Origin of the sequence: Amycolatopsis sp. cmx-4-83 (assembly GCF_046548815.1) — a bacterium.
In the GTDB taxonomy this organism is placed as follows: domain Bacteria; phylum Actinomycetota; class Actinomycetes; order Mycobacteriales; family Pseudonocardiaceae; genus Amycolatopsis; species Amycolatopsis pretoriensis_A.
This window is the reverse complement of sequence record NZ_JAEBEF010000011.1, coordinates 383,718-398,788: the sequence shown is the minus strand read 5'-3', so window position 1 is coordinate 398,788 and position 15,071 is coordinate 383,718. Positions and strand designations below refer to the sequence as shown.

Annotated in this window: 14 protein-coding genes; 5 read left to right on the top strand and 9 right to left on the bottom strand. The window is 71.1% G+C overall.

Annotated elements, in window-relative coordinates:
• Positions 1–404: 404 nt before the first annotated feature.
• The gene (locus ACLJQM_RS34020) at positions 405–1,073 is read right to left on the bottom strand and encodes a response regulator (RefSeq protein WP_125312370.1); all 669 of its coding nucleotides are present in this window, start codon (positions 1,071–1,073) and stop codon (positions 405–407) included.
• Positions 1,070–2,644, bottom strand: a complete 1,575-nt coding sequence (locus ACLJQM_RS34015) for an ATP-binding protein (RefSeq protein ID WP_410634437.1) — start codon at positions 2,642–2,644, stop codon at positions 1,070–1,072. The genes ACLJQM_RS34020 and ACLJQM_RS34015 overlap by 4 nt, the downstream gene beginning before the upstream one ends.
• Before the next feature lie 150 nt (positions 2,645–2,794).
• On the opposite strand from ACLJQM_RS34015, the gene ACLJQM_RS34010 reads away from it, so the two are divergent.
• The gene (locus ACLJQM_RS34010; RefSeq protein ID WP_360770282.1) at positions 2,795–4,141 is read left to right on the top strand and encodes a cation:dicarboxylate symporter family transporter; all 1,347 of its coding nucleotides are present in this window, start codon (positions 2,795–2,797) and stop codon (positions 4,139–4,141) included.
• Between the two features lie 99 nt (positions 4,142–4,240).
• On the opposite strand, the gene ACLJQM_RS34005 is transcribed toward ACLJQM_RS34010, so the two are convergent.
• Positions 4,241–4,633 carry a winged helix-turn-helix transcriptional regulator gene (locus ACLJQM_RS34005; protein ID WP_360770279.1) on the bottom strand — a complete coding sequence of 131 codons (393 nt, stop codon included), beginning with the start codon at positions 4,631–4,633 and terminating at the stop codon, positions 4,241–4,243.
• 105 nt (positions 4,634–4,738) lie between these two features.
• Between ACLJQM_RS34005 and ACLJQM_RS34000 the strand changes: the two genes are divergently transcribed.
• Complete coding sequence (locus ACLJQM_RS34000; protein WP_410634436.1) at positions 4,739–6,163, top strand: MFS transporter; 1,425 nt, start codon at positions 4,739–4,741, stop codon at positions 6,161–6,163.
• A 6-nt stretch (positions 6,164–6,169) separates the two neighbouring features.
• On the opposite strand, the gene ACLJQM_RS33995 is transcribed toward ACLJQM_RS34000, so the two are convergent.
• The 4 genes from ACLJQM_RS33995 to ACLJQM_RS33980 all read right to left on the bottom strand — a co-directional run bounded on the left by ACLJQM_RS33995 (position 6,170) and on the right by ACLJQM_RS33980 (position 8,537).
• Positions 6,170–6,622 (bottom strand): SRPBCC family protein, encoded by a 453-nt coding sequence (locus tag ACLJQM_RS33995; protein ID WP_360770274.1) that lies wholly within the window; start codon positions 6,620–6,622, stop codon positions 6,170–6,172.
• Complete coding sequence (locus ACLJQM_RS33990; protein ID WP_410634434.1) at positions 6,619–7,338, bottom strand: anti-sigma factor family protein; 720 nt, start codon at positions 7,336–7,338, stop codon at positions 6,619–6,621. Before ACLJQM_RS33990 ends, ACLJQM_RS33995 begins: the two co-directional genes overlap by 4 nt.
• Entirely contained in the window at positions 7,335–7,886 is a 552-nt protein-coding gene (locus ACLJQM_RS33985; RefSeq protein ID WP_247025062.1) for a sigma-70 family RNA polymerase sigma factor, read from the bottom strand. Before ACLJQM_RS33985 ends, ACLJQM_RS33990 begins: the two co-directional genes overlap by 4 nt.
• A gap of 147 nt (positions 7,887–8,033) precedes the next feature.
• A complete protein-coding gene (locus ACLJQM_RS33980; RefSeq protein ID WP_247021452.1) occupies positions 8,034–8,537 on the bottom strand; it encodes a hypothetical protein in 504 nt (167 codons plus the stop codon).
• A 221-nt stretch (positions 8,538–8,758) separates the two neighbouring features.
• Between ACLJQM_RS33980 and ACLJQM_RS33975 the strand changes: the two genes are divergently transcribed.
• The gene (locus tag ACLJQM_RS33975; protein WP_410634432.1) at positions 8,759–9,292 is read left to right on the top strand and encodes a fibronectin type III domain-containing protein; all 534 of its coding nucleotides are present in this window, start codon (positions 8,759–8,761) and stop codon (positions 9,290–9,292) included.
• A gap of 4 nt (positions 9,293–9,296) precedes the next feature.
• Here the strand turns inward: ACLJQM_RS33975 and uvrA are convergent, their stop codons facing one another.
• Positions 9,297–12,158 carry an excinuclease ABC subunit UvrA gene (gene uvrA / locus ACLJQM_RS33970; protein WP_410634431.1) on the bottom strand — a complete coding sequence of 954 codons (2,862 nt, stop codon included), beginning with the start codon at positions 12,156–12,158 and terminating at the stop codon, positions 9,297–9,299.
• Positions 12,159–12,234: 76 nt separating this feature from the next.
• Positions 12,235–13,440: an acyltransferase family protein gene (locus ACLJQM_RS33965; RefSeq protein ID WP_410634430.1), complete on the bottom strand. Its 1,206-nt coding sequence runs from the start codon at positions 13,438–13,440 to the stop codon at positions 12,235–12,237.
• 110 nt (positions 13,441–13,550) lie between these two features.
• Between ACLJQM_RS33965 and ACLJQM_RS33960 the strand changes: the two genes are divergently transcribed.
• Positions 13,551–14,228 (top strand): MBL fold metallo-hydrolase, encoded by a 678-nt coding sequence (locus tag ACLJQM_RS33960; protein ID WP_410634429.1) that lies wholly within the window; start codon positions 13,551–13,553, stop codon positions 14,226–14,228.
• A gap of 3 nt (positions 14,229–14,231) precedes the next feature.
• Complete coding sequence (locus ACLJQM_RS33955) at positions 14,232–15,053, top strand: restriction endonuclease (protein WP_360770259.1); 822 nt, start codon at positions 14,232–14,234, stop codon at positions 15,051–15,053.
• Positions 15,054–15,071: the final 18 nt, after the last annotated feature.

Genomic DNA, 15,071 nt, shown 5'->3' with positions numbered 1-15,071 from the left:
GCGACTGGGCTGACGGGTATGGGGTTTCGAGGGGGAATGCCGGTGCCGACGTCCGGCGCGCCCCCACCGCCGCGTTCGCCGGGCGTGGTCGGCTCCGCGTGCCCGTTCCCCGGGGTGGCCGACCTCGCGGACGAAAGACTGCGCCCAGCCCGCCGTCCCGATCGCCGGCGTCAGTGGCACGGCCCGCACGTGCACCCTGACGGGCACCGGTGAAGGCGACGTCATGGTGCTGGTCGCGAAGCAGGGCCACGGCCAGACCCGGCCGGCGGAGCTGGACCTGTCCCCCACTCGGTCTTCACGTTCCTCGCGACTCGGAAGTCGTGCGCTACCTGCTCCGGGCGGATCGGCGCAACAGCTGGACACCCGTCGCGCCCGCCGCGTTCGACCTCCGCTCGTCCGGTAGCTCACACCCTCGTCAGGCGGTACCAGACCTCCGGGCGCCCGACCTGGCCGTAGTGGGGCTCGCGGTGGGCCATTCCGTTGTCCGCCAGGTACTCCAGGTACCGCCGGGCCGTCACGCGCGAAGCGCCGATCGCGCTCGCCGCCGCTCCTGCCGAAAGGCCCTCCGCCGCTCCGGAGAGCGCGTCCTGGATCGCCTCCAGGGTCTGGACGCTCATGCCCTTCGGCAGCGGGGGCTGCTCCGTCGTGCGCAACGCGCCCAGCGCGCGGTCGATCTCCGCCTGGCCGGTCACCTCGCCGGAGGCGTCGCGGAACTCCGCGTAGCGCTCCAGCTTCTCGCGCAGGGTCGCGAACGTGAACGGCTTGAGCAGGTACTGCACCACCCCGACCGACACCGCCGCCTTCACCAGGCCGAGGTCGCGGGCCGACGTCACCGCGATGACGTCGATCGGGAGGCCGGCCGCGCGCAGCGATCGGCACACCGCCAAGCCGTGCGTGTCCGGGAGGTAGAAGTCCAGCAGCACCAGGTCGACCGGCTCGCGCTCGCAGAAGCGCAGGGCGTCGCCGCCGGAATGGACCACGCCGGCCACCGAAAAGCCGGGGAGCCGTTCGACGTACACGCGGTGCGCTTCGGCCGCGACCGGCTCGTCCTCCACCACCAGCACCCGGATCACCGGTCCGCCTCCTGCCGCGGGAGGCGCACGGTGAACACCGCGCCGCCGTCCCGTCCGACGTCGACCGTACCGCCGTAGCGGCGGACCGCCTGCCCGACCAGTGCCAGGCCGAGGCCGTGGCCGTCCTCCGCCTTCGTCGACCAGCCGCGGCGGAACACGTCGGCGTCGTCGGGGACGCCGGGCCCGGTGTCGGCCACGCGCAGCAGCAAGCCGTCCTCCTCGGTGCGCGCCGTGACGACGACCTTCGGGTGCCCGTTGCCGCGCACCGCCGCGTCGAGGCCGTTGTCGATCAGGTTGCCGAGGATGGTCACCAGGTCGCGGGCGGCGACGCCGAGCGAGAGGTCGTCGATCACGGTGTCCGGGGTGACGGTCAGCTCGACCCCGCGCTCGCTCGCCTCGGCCGCCTTTCCCAGCAGCAGCGCGGCGAGCACCGGCTCGGCGACGGCGCCGACGACCCGGTCGGTCAGCTCCTGCGCCAGCGCCAGCTCGGCGGTCGCGAACTCCACCGCCTGCTCGGGTTTGCCGATCTCCACCAGGGAAACGACCGTGTGCAGCCGGTTCGCCGCCTCGTGCGCCTGCGACCGCAACGCCTCCGCGAGACCGCGCGCGGTGGTCAGTTCCCCGGTCAGCGTCTGCAGTTCCGTGTGGTCGCGCAGCACGACGACGGTGCCCTGCGCGCGGCCGCCCGAGCGGACGGCGGTCGTGCTGACCAGCAGGACGCGGGCGTCGGTCAGGTGCAGTTCTTCCGCGCGGTTTTCCGAAGAGCTGAAGGCTTCGGCGAGTTCGGCGGGCAGGCCCAGCGCGGCCAGCTCGCGCCCGACCGGGTCGCTGTCGAGGCCCAGCAGCGTGCGCGCGCCGTCGTTGCACAGCCCGATCCGCCCGTCGCGGCCGACCAGCAGCACGCCTTCGCGCACCGAGTGCAGCACGGCTTCGTGGTACTCGAACAGGTTGCTCAGCTCGTCCGGCGCGACGCCGCGGGTCTGGCGCCGCAGCCGGGCGCTGATCAGCCAGCCGCCGAGCGCGCCCACCAGCAGCACCGCGCCGGCCACGCCGAACAGCGGCCACAGCCGTTCGCGCAGCTCGGCCGAGATGGCCGCGACGGTGATCCCGACCGCGACCAGCGCCACCACCCGGTGGCCGGCGTCGAAGACCGGCACGACCGTGCGCACCGACGGGCCGAGCGAGCCAGTGTAGGTCTCGGTGAGCTCTTCGCCCCGCTGCGCCTGCTCGATGGTGCCGATGTAGTGCTGGCCGATCAGCGCCGGATTCGGGTGCGTGTACCGGATCCCGGCCGGGCTCATGATCGTGATGAAGTCGACGTGGGTGTCGCCCTGCACGCGCAGCGCGAACGGCTGCAGCGTCGCGCTCGGGTCCGGCTGGCCGACCGCGGCGACGACGGTCGGCGCGTCGGCCACCGTCGAGGCGATCGCGCGGACCTGGTCGCGCGCGTTTTCGTCGACCGCGCGGGACGCGTCGAGGTAGGCGAACGTGATCCCGGCGCCGGCCAGCACGCAGAGCACCACCAGCTGCAGCACGAGCAGCTGACGGGCCAGGCTCCAGCGGGACCGCATCGTCGGGGGCACCTCCTCATACCAGCACACGCGCGCCCCGGTGTCCGAACGGGACGGTGCGCGCGAACTCAATGAACACAAGTGAGCCGGGTCACCGAAGTGCGCCTACAGTGTGCCGCAACCTGGAACACCCCTGAGCTGGAGGCAACGGTGCCGACCCCACCGACCACCGAGGAGACCCCGCGCAAGCGGGACAAGACCCACTACCTGTACCTGGCCGTGATCGTCGCGGTCCTGCTCGGGATCCTGGTGGGCTTCCTCTTCCCGGGCTTCGCCAAGGGCCTCAAGCCCCTCGGCGACGGCTTCGTCAACCTGATCAAGATGATGATCACGCCGATCATCTTCTGCACCATCGTCATCGGCGTCGGCTCGGTCGCGAAGGCGGCCAAGGTCGGCAAGGTCGGGGTGATGGCGTTGTTCTACTTCATCATCATGTCGACGTTCGCCCTCGCCATCGGGCTGGTCGTGGGCAACCTGCTGCACCCCGGCACCGGCCTGCACCTGAACCCGGCCGACGTGAAGAGCGTCCAGAAGTCCGCCGGTGGCGCCGAAGGCCCGGTCGACTTCCTGCTCGGCATCATCCCGAAGACGCTCGTTTCCGCCTTCACCGAAGGCGAAGTGCTGCAGACGCTGCTCGTCGCGCTGCTCGTCGGGTTCGCGCTGCAGAAGCTGGGCCCGAAGGGCGCCCCGATCCTGCGCGGTGTCGAGCACCTGCAGAAGCTGGTCTTCCGGATCCTGGCGATGATCATGTGGGCCGCCCCGATCGGCGCGTTCGGCGCCATCGCGGCGGTGGTCGGCGCAACCGGCTGGGCCGCGTTGAAGAGCCTCGCGGTGATCATGATCGGGTTCTACGCGACCTGCCTGGTGTTCGTGTTCGTGGTCCTCGGGCTGGTGCTGTGGCTGGGCGCCCGCGTCAGCATCCTGAAGCTGCTGCGCTACCTCGGCCGCGAATTCCTGCTGATCCTCTCGACGTCGTCGTCGGAGTCGGCATTGCCGCGGCTGATCGCGAAGATGGAGCACCTCGGCGTCGACAAGTCCGTCGTCGGCATCACCGTGCCCACCGGCTACTCGTTCAACCTCGACGGCACCGCGATCTACCTGACCATGGCGACGCTGTTCATCGCCGCGGCGCAGGACGAACCGCTGTCGATCGGCGCGCAGATCGGCCTGCTGGTCTTCATGATCATCGCGTCGAAGGGCGCCGCGGGCGTGTCCGGCTCCGGCATCGCGACCCTGGCCAGCGGCCTGCAGTCGCACCGGCCGGAACTGGTCAACGGCGTCGGCTTCATCCTGGGCATCGACCGGTTCATGTCCGAGGCCCGCGCGCTGACGAACTTCGCCGGCAACGCCGTCGCGACCGTCCTCATCGGAAACTGGACGAAGGAGTTCGACCGCGAACAGGCCCGGCGCGTGTTCGCCGGGCAGGCACCCTTCGACGAATCCACGATGGTCGACGAAGAGCGGGAGCCGGAGCCAGCGGACGCCACGGTACGGTAGCACCCCCGACGTTCGTGCTCACGCCCCCGCTGAGCACGAGCCACGACGGGCCGCTGCGCGAGTCTCCCCGACCTCGCGCAGCGGCCCGTTTCCACGTTTTCAGGCCGCGTCGTAGGCGACGCGCGCTTCGGCGATGTCGTCGCGGTGCCGCTCCGCCCAGCCGAGCAGGCCGTTGAGCGACTGGTACAGCTCCTTCGCCATCGGCGTGGCTTCGTACTCCACGCGCGGCGGGACCGTCGGGTAGATCGTGCGCTTCAGCAGGCCGTCGCGCTCGAGGTTGCGCAGCGTCAGGGTCAGCATCCGGCGGCTGATCCCGTTGACCGCGCGTTCCAGCTCGGTGAACCGCACCGGCCCGCGGATCGCCTCCAGCAGGATGCCGATCGCCCACTTCCCGCTGATCCGGTTGATGACCTCCAGCACGGTGCAGACATCGAGTTTTTCCGGGTCGATCTCCGTGACCTGGACAGGTACACCGATGTTCCCCTGGGACATGGAAGTGCCTCCTTACGCGGTCACCCATGGTCACACATGATGGGCACTGTTACAAGAAGTGCCCTGGCGACGACCAGGGGGAACGCTCAACTGGAGGGGCCCGACATGGCCGAGAACCACCCCACCCGCTCGCGCGGCCTCGCCTTGGCGGTGCTGTGCGCCGCCTCGCTGATGGTCGTGCTCGACAGCAGCATCGTCGCGGTGGCGCTGCCCGCCATCCAGGCCGACCTGGGGTTCACGCCCGCCGGGCTGGCCTGGGTGGTCACCGCCTACCTGGTCGCCTTCGGCGGTCTGCTCCTGATCTCCGGGCGGCTCGGCGACCTGCTCGGCCGCCGCCGCGTCTTCCTCGGCGGGCTGGCGCTGTTCACCGCCGCGTCCCTGGTGGCCGGGCTCTCGGCGAACGCGGGCGTGCTCGTCGTCTCGCGGTTCGTCCAGGGCATCGGCGGGGCGCTCGCGTCGGCCGTGGTGCTCGGGATGATCGTGACGATGTACCCGGAGCCGCGGGCCCGGGCGAAGGCGATCGGCGTCTACAGCTTCACGCAGGCGGCGGGCGCGTCGATCGGGCTGATCGCGGGCGGCGCGCTGACGCAGGCGCTGAACTGGCACTGGACGTTCTACGTCAACCTGCCGATCGGCTTCGCCGCGCTGCTGCTGGCCGTCCGCGTGGTTGCCCCGGATCGCGGCACCGGCCTCCGGGCGGGCTTGGACCTGCTCGGCGCGGTCCTGGTCACCGGCGCCGTGATGCTCGGCGTGTACGCGGTTTCGTCGGCGGCGTGGGGCGCACTGGCCGCGGCGGCCGGCCTGCTGGCCGCGTTCGTGGTGCGGCAGGCGAAGGCGCGCACGCCGCTGCTGCCGCTGCGGCTGTTCCGGATCCGCGCGGTGACCGGCGCGAACCTGGTGATGGTGCTGATGGTCGCCGGCATGCTCGGCTTCCAGTTCGTGACGGCGTTGTACCTGCAGCAGGTGCTGGGCCTCGACGCGCTGCGCACCGGCGTCGCGTTCCTGCCGGTGCCGCTGGTGATCGCGGTGGCGTCGCTGGGCTTCGCGGACAAGCTGTCGGCGCGGTTCGGGCCGCGGACGGTGCTGCTGTCCGGCCTGGGCCTGGTGATCGCGGGCCTGCTGCTGCTGACGCAGGTCGGCAACAACTACTTCACCGGCGTGCTGCCGCCGCTGCTGGTGATGGGCCTCGGCGCGGGCGCGGCGATCCCGGCGCTGATGGGACTGGCGATGTCGGACGTCCCAGCGTCGGACGCGGGAGTGGCGTCCGGCCTGATCACGACGACCCAGCAGGTGGGCGCGGCGATCGGCACGGCGGTGCTGGCTTCGGTGGCGGCGTCCCGCACGGCGTCTCTCGGCGGCGCCGACGACCGCGAGGCCCTGGCGGCCGGGTTCCGGCTGGCGTACGGGGTGAGCGCGGGCTTCCTGGTGGCCGCGGTGGCGCTGGGAGCGCTGGTGCTGGCCCGCCGCACGGTTCCCGCTCCGCCGGCTTCCGCCGCGGAGCCCGCGGTCTGCACCGCCGGTCACGCCTGACCCGCCTCAGGCCAAGTAGGACGAAAGGCCGCGGTGGCCCCGCCGCATCATCAGCGCGTGGTTCGCGCGGAACAGCGGCCGGGCCACCACGTCGAGGCGCCGCAGCAACTCCTTGCGGGCCTGGACGTCCTGGGTGATCTCCAGCAGTGTGCCCGCGCCCGCCGCGCGGACCGCACCGGTCAGTACCCCGTCGAGGTCGCCGCTGAGCCTGACCCGCATCAGGCCCGTGCGCTCGTCCTGGTGGTCGCGGTGCATCCGGACGACGAGCCGGAACGGCAGCCGGGACCGGCAGACCAGTTCGGCGGTGTCGTCGTCCACGCGGCGCACCGCGCGGACGTCCGACCACCACCGCGGGTAGCCGGCGAGGTCGGTGACCACGCCGAACACCCGCTCGGGCCCGCTTCCCGGCAGCAGCCACGTGCTGCGGAACCGGTAGCTCGCGCCCGCCGAAGCCGTCACACCTGGGCCGAGACCAGCTTCCGGCCGTCCACCGTGACGATGTCGACCGACTTGACGTCGTCGGGCGCGACCAGCGCGGACCCGTCGAGCGAGAAGCCCTGGCTCTCCCACTTCTCCGACACCTGCCAGCTGCCGGCGGTCACCGACTGGCCGCCCTTCGTGGTGACCTGCAGCAGGCACTTCTCCCCGGCCTGGACGCCCTTCACGGCGACGTTCACCCGGACCCAGCCCTGGAACGGGCTCACCGAAGCGGCCAGCTGCACGCCGGTCGTCGGATCCCGGCCTTCGACGCTCTTCGTGCCCGGGACGTTCGTCGGCGGCGCGGGGATCGCGAGGTCGGGCGTGGAACTCGTCTGCCGTCCGACCAGGACGCCGCCGCCGAGCGCGGCCACCACCAGCACCGCTGCCGCCACCAGGGCCAGGCCCCGCCGGGACGACGAGCGGCCCGAGCGCGCCGGCGCCGCCTCTTCCTCGTCGCGCACCCGGCGCAGGGTCTTCTGCAGCAGCAGGTCCCCGCCTTCGGGCGGCCCGTCGAGGAACGCCTCGGGCGGTACCTCGTCGAGTGACTCGCGCAGAGCCACGAGCTCGTTCAGGTCGAACCGGCACTGCGCGCAGGTCTGCAGGTGCCGCCGCTCGAAGTCGGCCGCCTCCCCGGGATCGAGCGCGCCGAGGGCGTACGCGCCGAGCTGCGTGTGACTCTCGTCGACCGAGTTCATCGCGCCACCTCCGTTCCGCTCGAAATCATCGCTGCTCTCAGTGCTCTCAGTGCGTAGTAGGACCTTGACTTCACGGTACCCGGTGCGACGCCCAGTGTTCTCGCCGCTTCGGCCACCGTCCGTCCCCGGTAGTAGATCTCCACCAGGACCTCTCGGTGCTCGTTGGACAGCCCGTCCATCGCGCCGAGCACGGTCATCGAGTCGACCACGCCCTGGGCGTGATCGCGCTCGACAGCCGGGGTCGGCACGCCTTCGGCCGGTTCGGCCACCTCTTGGGGCCGGGCCGCCCGGGCCCGTGCCCGGTCGGTGACCAGGTTGCGCGCGACGGTCAGCAACCAGCCGCGCACCGAGCCCTTCCCGTCGTTCTGCAAGTCGTCCGCGTGTTTCCACGCTCGGACCAGCGTCTCCTGGACCACGTCCTCGGCCGCCGCACGATCCCCGGTCAGCCTCGTCGCGTAGGCCAGCAGGCTTCGCCCGTGTTCGGTGTACAGCTGCCGAATCAGGTCTTCGCCTTTGGCCTTCTTAGGCCGCCTGCCTCCTATGGCCACCCTCGTCCTCCCGACGGTGTTCTGAGTCGTCGAGGACAGTAGTGCAACCCTCAGCTCCACCGGCGGTGCGTGCGTCGAGCGCAGCGCGACCATGGTGTTCATCGGCTGCCCGTCCTTCCTCGTTCTGCCCGGAAAACCCGTCGGTGGTCAGTACCCGGACCCGCCGGCCTTGCCGCCCGCGGTGATCTTGCTGCCGTCCGGGGCGACCGCGAACCACGTGCCGTTGGCACCCTGGCCGTTCAGGTCGCCCGCGGTCTTGTCGCCGGAGAACTCGTACAGCGGCCAGCCGTTGAGCGTGATCTGCTTGCTGCCGTCCTTGCGGGTCGTCGTGCCGACCTGGGTGTCCTGGATGCCCTTGAGCATCGGCGTGGCCACCCCGGCGAGCAGCGGCGGCCAGGAGGTCGCGCACTCCCCGTCGCAGTTGGACGTCGGCGGCTGCGAGAGGTCCTTGTCGAACCGGTAGAGCGTCTTGCCGTCGGCGTCGGTCACGACCGCGCCGACACCGTTGATCGTGGCGACCGCGAGCATCTTGTGCCCCGGCTCCCCGTGTTGCGGCCCTTGGGCACCGTCGGCCATTTCACCGCAGGCGGACAACGTGGCGACGGCGACGAGCGCGACCGCGCTGACGACGACCGGCCGGATACGGTTCATGACGTTCTCTCCTCGGTGAGGGCGGCACCGCCGTCCGGCGGACCTCGACACCTGGGAACACGGACGGTCGCGAAGAACGGTTCAGCCGGGTTTCGCCCCTTTCGGCGCCGCGGCGCGGGCGGATTGGTGCGTCCCGGTGATCGGCACGATCTTGTCGGCGTGCGGGCGCGGTTCCTAAGCTGAGCGGGTCCGCCGCCGCCCCCGCCGTCCCGGGAGCCGCCGTGCGCGTGAAACCCCTCCTGCTGGTCGCCTTGCTGGTGGCGGGCTGCTCGCCGGCTCCCGCTTTCACGGCGTCGCTGACTTCACCCACCGACGTGGTGCTCAGCTGGCCGGACGACGGCGCCGGGCACCGCGTCGAGTACGCGAACGACCCGGCGGGCCCGTGGACGACGTTGCGGTTCCTCCCCGCGCACACGACGAGCTACCACCACCCGGACCTGATCCCGGAGACGCCGTTCTACTACCGGGTGCAGCCGTTCACCGGCCCGGTCTCGACGGACCTGAAGGCGGTGACGTCGGGCGACACGGTGACGTTCACCTGGGCCGACCACTCGCCGGACGAAGCCGGCTTCCTGCTGGAGGTGCGGCGGCCGGGCGCGCCGGACTTCGACCCGGTCGAGGTGACCGGCCCGGATGAGACGACGTGCGCGCTTTCGCTGCTGCCCGGCGAGGAGCGGTCGGCCTACCGGCTCCGGGCGCTGCACTACGGCCCGCTCTTCCCGGTGGTCCACCGGACCACCGGGAAGGAGCGGTGAGCCGCTACTCCGCCGTGAGGACGGTCCGCAGGAACTCGCCCGTGTAGCTGACCTCGACCCCGGCGACGTGCTCCGGCGTGCCCTCGGCGATCACCGTGCCACCGCCCGAGCCGCCCTCGGGACCCATGTCGATGATCCAGTCCGACGTCTTGATCACGTCGAGGTTGTGCTCGATCACGATGACCGAGTTGCCCTTGTCGACCAGCCCGTTGATCACACCGATCAGCTTGTTGATGTCCTCGAAGTGCAGACCCGTGGTCGGCTCGTCGAGGATGTACACCGTCTTGCCGGTCGAGCGTTTCTGCAGTTCGCTGGCCAGCTTGACGCGCTGCGCCTCACCGCCCGACAGCGTCGGCGCGGGCTGGCCGAGCCGGACGTAGCCGAGGCCGACGTCCACCAGGGTCTGCAGGTGGCGGTGGATGGCCTTGATCGGCTCGAAGAACTCCGCGGCCTCCTCGATGGGCATGTCGAGCACGTCGGAGACGGTCTTGCCCTTGTAGTGCACCTCGAGGGTTTCCCGGTTGTACCGCGCGCCCTTGCAGACCTCGCAGGGGACGTAGACGTCCGGGAGGAAGTTCATCTCGATCTTGATCGTGCCGTCGCCCGCGCACGCCTCGCAGCGCCCGCCCTTGACGTTGAAGGAGAACCGGCCCTGCTGGTAGCCGCGGACCTTCGCCTCGGTGGTCGCGGCGAAGAGCTTGCGGACGTGGTCCCAGACGCCGGTGTAGGTGGCCGGGTTGGACCGCGGGGTCCGCCCGATCGGCGACTGGTCGACGCGCACCAGCTTGTCGACGTGGCCGAGGCCGTTCACGCGGGTGTGCCGGCCCGGCACCTGGCGCGCGCCGTTGAGCTTGTTCGCCAGCACCGTCGCGAGGATGTCGTTGACCAGCGTCGACTTGCCCGAGCCGGACACGCCGGTGACCGAGACCAGGCAGCCGAGCGGGAACGAGACGTCCAGCCCGCGCAGGTTGTGTTCGCGCGCGCCGACGACGGTCAGCTGCCGCTTCTTGTCGATCGGGCGCCGGATCGCCGGGATGTCGATCTTCCGGCGGCCGGACAGGTACTGCCCGGTCAGCGATTCCTTGCTCTTCAGCAGCTTCTTGTACGGTCCACTGTGGACGATGTGGCCGCCGTGCTCGCCCGCGCCCGGGCCGATGTCGACCACCCAGTCGCTCGAGCGGATCGTGTCTTCGTCGTGCTCCACGACGATCAGCGTGTTGCCCAGGTTCCGCAGCCGGGTCAGCGTCTCGATCAGGCGGTGGTTGTCGCGCTGGTGCAGGCCGATCGACGGCTCGTCGAGCACGTAGAGCACGCCGACGAGGCCCGAACCGATCTGCGTCGCGAGCCGGATCCGCTGCGCTTCTCCACCCGAAAGGGTGGCGGACGCGCGGTCGAGCGAGAGGTACGTCAGGCCGACGTCGAGCAGGAAGCGCAGCCGCGCCTGGATCTCCTTGAGCACCGCGCCGGCGATCATCGACTCGCGCTGCCCGAGCTCCAGCTCGTCGAGGAACTGCGACGCCTCCGCGATGGACAGCGCGCAGACCTCGGCGATCGACATGTCGCCGCGGGTCTTGTGCGCCAGCGTCACCGCGAGGATCTCCGGCTTGAGCCGGGTGCCCTGGCACGCGGGGCACGGCACCTCGCGCATGTAGCCCTCGTACCGCTCGCGCATGTACTCGGACTCGGTCTGCTCCTGGCGCCGCTCGAGGAACGGGATGACGCCCTCGAAGGCCGCGTAGTACGAGCGCTGGCGGCCGTAGCGGTTCTTGTAGCGGACGTGGACCTGCTCGTCGACGCCGTGCAGCACCGCCTTCTGGGCCCGCGCGGGCAGCCGGCGCCACGGCATGTCCATCCGGAAGCCGATGGTCTCCGACAGCGACTCGAGCAGGCGGATGAAGTAGTCCGCGCTCTGCCCGCCCGACCACGGCGCGATCGCGCCCTCGGCCAGCGACAGCTCGTCGTCCGGGACCACCAGCTCCGGGTCGACCTCCTTGCGGATGCCGATGCCGGTGCACTCGGGGCAGGCGCCGTAGGGCGAGTTGAAGGAGAACGAGCGGGGCTCGAGGTCTTCGATGGCCAGCGGGTGGCCGTTGGGGCAGGCGAGGTTCTCGGAGAAGCCGCGGATGCGGTGCGGGTCGTTCTCCGGCAGGTCGACGAACTCGAGCTCGATCAGCCCGTCGGCCAGGCGCAGCGCCGTCTCGACCGAGTCGGTGAGCCGCTGGCGCGAAGACGACTTCACGCTCAGGCGGTCGATGACCACGCCGATCTGGTGCTTTTCCTGCTTCTTCAGCTTCGGCGGGTCGGTGAGGGCGTGGACCGTGCCGTCGACGACCACGCGCGCGTAGCCCTGCTGCTGCAGGTTCTCGAACAGGTCGACGTACTCGCCCTTGCGCCCGCGCACCACCGGCGCCAGCACCTGGAAGCGGACGCCTTCGTCCATCTCCAGCACCTGGTCGACGATCTGCTGCGGGGTCTGCTTGCTGATCGCCTCGCCGCACTTGGGGCAGTGCGCCTTGCCGGCGCGGGCGTAGAGCAGCCGCAGGTAGTCGTAGACCTCGGTGATCGTGCCGACGGTCGAACGCGGGTTGCGCGAAGTGGACTTCTGGTCGATGGACACCGCGGGCGAGAGGCCCTCGATGAAGTCGACGTCCGGCTTGTCCATCTGCCCGAGGAACTGCCGGGCGTACGCCGAGAGCGACTCGACGTAGCGGCGCTGCCCCTCGGCGAAGATGGTGTCGAAGGCGAGGCTCGACTTCCCCGACCCGGACAGGCCGGTGAACACGATCAGGCTGTCGCGGGGCAGGTCGAGATCCACGCCGCGGAGGTTGTGCTCGCGGGCACCGCGAACAACGAGGCGATCAGCCACGCCAGGGTCCTCTCAAGTCATTCTCAGTTGCGGTCGCCGACCCGGTGTCAGGCTGCACGGGTGGCCGCGATCCATGCTACGAGCCACCACCGACAGAAACTGGCTCCGCGTCTTCCACCTGCGGTTTTGCGGGCTTCCGGCGGGCGGTGAGCCACCGGTGGGCCGGGCGTTCGACCCCTGCGGTGACCGCCCAGCCGGCCAGCACGGCGGCGCCGACGACCGCGGGGAGCCGCAGCCAGCCGGGGAGCCCGAGGTCGAGCAGGGCGCGGGCCAGGATGTAGCCCAGTTCCTGGTGCACCAGGTAAAGACCATACGAGATGCCCGCGAGCCAGGTGACGGCCGGGGCGATCCGGGCCAGCCCGGGGAACCGCCAGTCCGGGCCGCGGGCGGCCACGCAGACCAGCAGCAGGAGCACGGCGAACCCGATCGTGGACGGCCAGCGCAGGGCGTCCTGCGGCAGCGCGACGTGGAACGGGAAGACCTGCAGGTCCTGCGCGGCGACGGCGGCGAAGACGAAGAGCGCGGCGTGCCAGTTCTTCAGCCGCCGCCGCGACCACAGCCAGATCGCGACGCCGATGGCGAAGACGTGCAGCCGGTGCAGGCCGAGGCCGTAGAAGAAGGTCTCGACGACCGGGCTCGCCGTCCCCGGCGGGAAGACCGCGAAGCGCAGCGCGAGCGGCACCAGGATCAGCGCCCAGAGCAGGGCGACGGTCACCCGGTGCGTGCGCCACGACCGCGGCCAAAGCAGGGCCGCGCCGGTGAAGGCCATGAGCTGGACCGGCAGCGTCCAGTAGGAGCCGTCGAGGTAGTAGAACGCGCCCGAGCGGATGCCCCACTCCTGCACCATGCCGAGGTTGGTGACCAGGTCCAGCCCGGTCGGGATGTACCAGGGCGACGGGTTCGACGGCGGGCCCTGCGGCACGCCGAACAGGAAGCCGGTCACGCCGGGCGGGTAGGGCAGGCCGCTGAAGGAGATGGCCGCCCACCGCGTCACGACGTAGGTCACGAGGACGGCGACCAGGTACGCGGGTACGAGGCGCGCGACGCGGTTCCACAGCCACCGGCGCGGATTGCCCTTGCGGAGGCTGGCGCAAACGAAGAAGGCGGAGATCACCAGGAGGATCGCGGCGCCGAACTGCGCTGTCACCCGGAAGGGGTACCCCGTGAGTTCGGGGTGCAGCAGGGCGCCCTGGTGGGTGACGTGCCCGAGGATGACCGCGAGAACGGCGACGACGCGGAGGAGGTCCCAGCTGATCCGGCGCGGCGTCGGGGAGGTGGGCACGGTCGTCCTGAGGTCGGGCTGGCTGGGGGTCGCCGTGAGCCTACGTGGCGGGGCGGCCGCGCGCTTGTGCGGGTGGAACCGGTTGGAGTGAAACGACTACCGTGTGCACGGTGAACATCGTGGACACCTACACCGGGCACGTCGAGCCGGGCGGCGACGCCACCCGGCGCACGCTGGACGAGCTGACCATCACCAAGCTGTCCGTCGGCCCGATGGACAACAACACGTACCTGCTGGTGTGCCGGGCGGACAACGAAGCCCTGCTCATCGACGCGGCGAGCGACCCGGAGCGCATCTCCGACCTGATCGGTCACGGCCCCGACCGGCCGGCGCTGAAGACGGTCGTGACGACCCACCAGCACCAGGACCACTGGCAGGCACTGGGCGCGGTGGCCGGCGCGAACGGCGCCAACACGGCGGCCCACCCGCTGGACGCCCCGCCGTTGCCGGTGCCACCGGACTTCCTGGTCGAGCACGGCGACACCCTCTCGGTGGGCCAGGTCACCCTTTCGGTGATCCACCTCCGGGGGCACACACCGGGTTCGATCGCCCTGCTGTACCGCGACCCGTCCGGCCACCCGCACCTGTTCACGGGAGACTCGCTCTTCCCGGGCGGCATCGGGCGGACGACGTCCCCGGAGGACTTCGAGTCGCTGCTCGGAGACGTCTCGTCCCGGATCTTCGACGAGCTCCCGGACGAGACGTGGTTCTACCCGGGCCACGGCGACGACTCGACGCTGGGCGCGGAGCGGGCCAAGCTGGCGGAATGGCGCGAGCGCGGCTGGTGACCCATGAGAGGTGACTCACCGAGGCTGGCGGGCTGGCTGGCCGAGTTGTCGGCGTACGCGGACAGCCCGGCCGGCGCGGTGCTGAAGCGGACCTGGAGCTTCCCGGACGTCGCGACGAGGGACGAGTTCGTCGCGACGGCCGAGGAGCGTCCGGACGCCGAGTTCGACCTGGTGCTCAGGCACCTGCTGATGCCTGCGTGCGCGACCCCGGACGACCACTCGCGGCTGGCAGTGGCACGGGCTACGGGCGCCACGAACGGCGATCCCCACTTCAGGCGGATCGAGGCTTTCTACGCGAACCGCACGGACCAGCCGCCGTGGGCCGGGATCCGGTGGGTGCTGGATCTCCTGCCGGACCACCCGCACTCGGCGTTGCAGGCGACGGAGGCGTACTTCGTGGCCCACGCCCGCTCGATGCCGGCCGCGGTGGCGCACGCGACTGACGACGCCGAAGCGTTGATCCGGGCTCGGTACCTCGGTTTGCCGGCTTCGGCGGAGGCGCGGCGGGAGCTGCTTTTCACGCTGGGTCCGGTGGGGTTCGAGCGGCTGGCCGGGTCGGTGTGTTCCGGCGAGGCGGTCGAGTGCCACCACCAGCGGGTCGGCGTCGACGTCGTGCGGTCGGTGCTCGGGACGACTTCGGGCGGGTGCGTCGTCGTCACGGCGAGCACCTTCACGCGGGCGGCCGAGGAGCTGGCGGCGAAGAGCGGGCGGGTGGAGCTCGTCGACGGGTCGAGGCTCGTGCGAACGCTGGACGAGCACCTCGGACCGGACTGGCCGCTGCGGCTGGAGCACCTGACGCGGGAGCCGGTGGGCGCAGCCGGATAGCGCCCGGCGAAGGGGGAG

What these genes read in the sequence shown, in the direction of transcription:
- ACLJQM_RS34015 (WP_410634437.1), bottom strand. Translation starts at nt 2,644, where the DNA reads ATGCGGTCCCGCTGGAGCCTGGCCCGTCAGCTGCTCGTGCTGCAGCTG.
- ACLJQM_RS34005 (WP_360770279.1), bottom strand. Translation starts at nt 4,633, where the DNA reads ATGTCCCAGGGGAACATCGGTGTACCTGTCCAGGTCACGGAGATCGAC.
- ACLJQM_RS34000 (WP_410634436.1), top strand. Translation starts at nt 4,739, where the DNA reads ATGGCCGAGAACCACCCCACCCGCTCGCGCGGCCTCGCCTTGGCGGTG.
- ACLJQM_RS33990 (WP_410634434.1), bottom strand. Translation starts at nt 7,338, where the DNA reads ATGAACTCGGTCGACGAGAGTCACACGCAGCTCGGCGCGTACGCCCTC.
- ACLJQM_RS33980 (WP_247021452.1), bottom strand. Translation starts at nt 8,537, where the DNA reads ATGAACCGTATCCGGCCGGTCGTCGTCAGCGCGGTCGCGCTCGTCGCC.
- ACLJQM_RS33955 (WP_360770259.1), top strand. Translation starts at nt 14,232, where the DNA reads ATGAGAGGTGACTCACCGAGGCTGGCGGGCTGGCTGGCCGAGTTGTCG.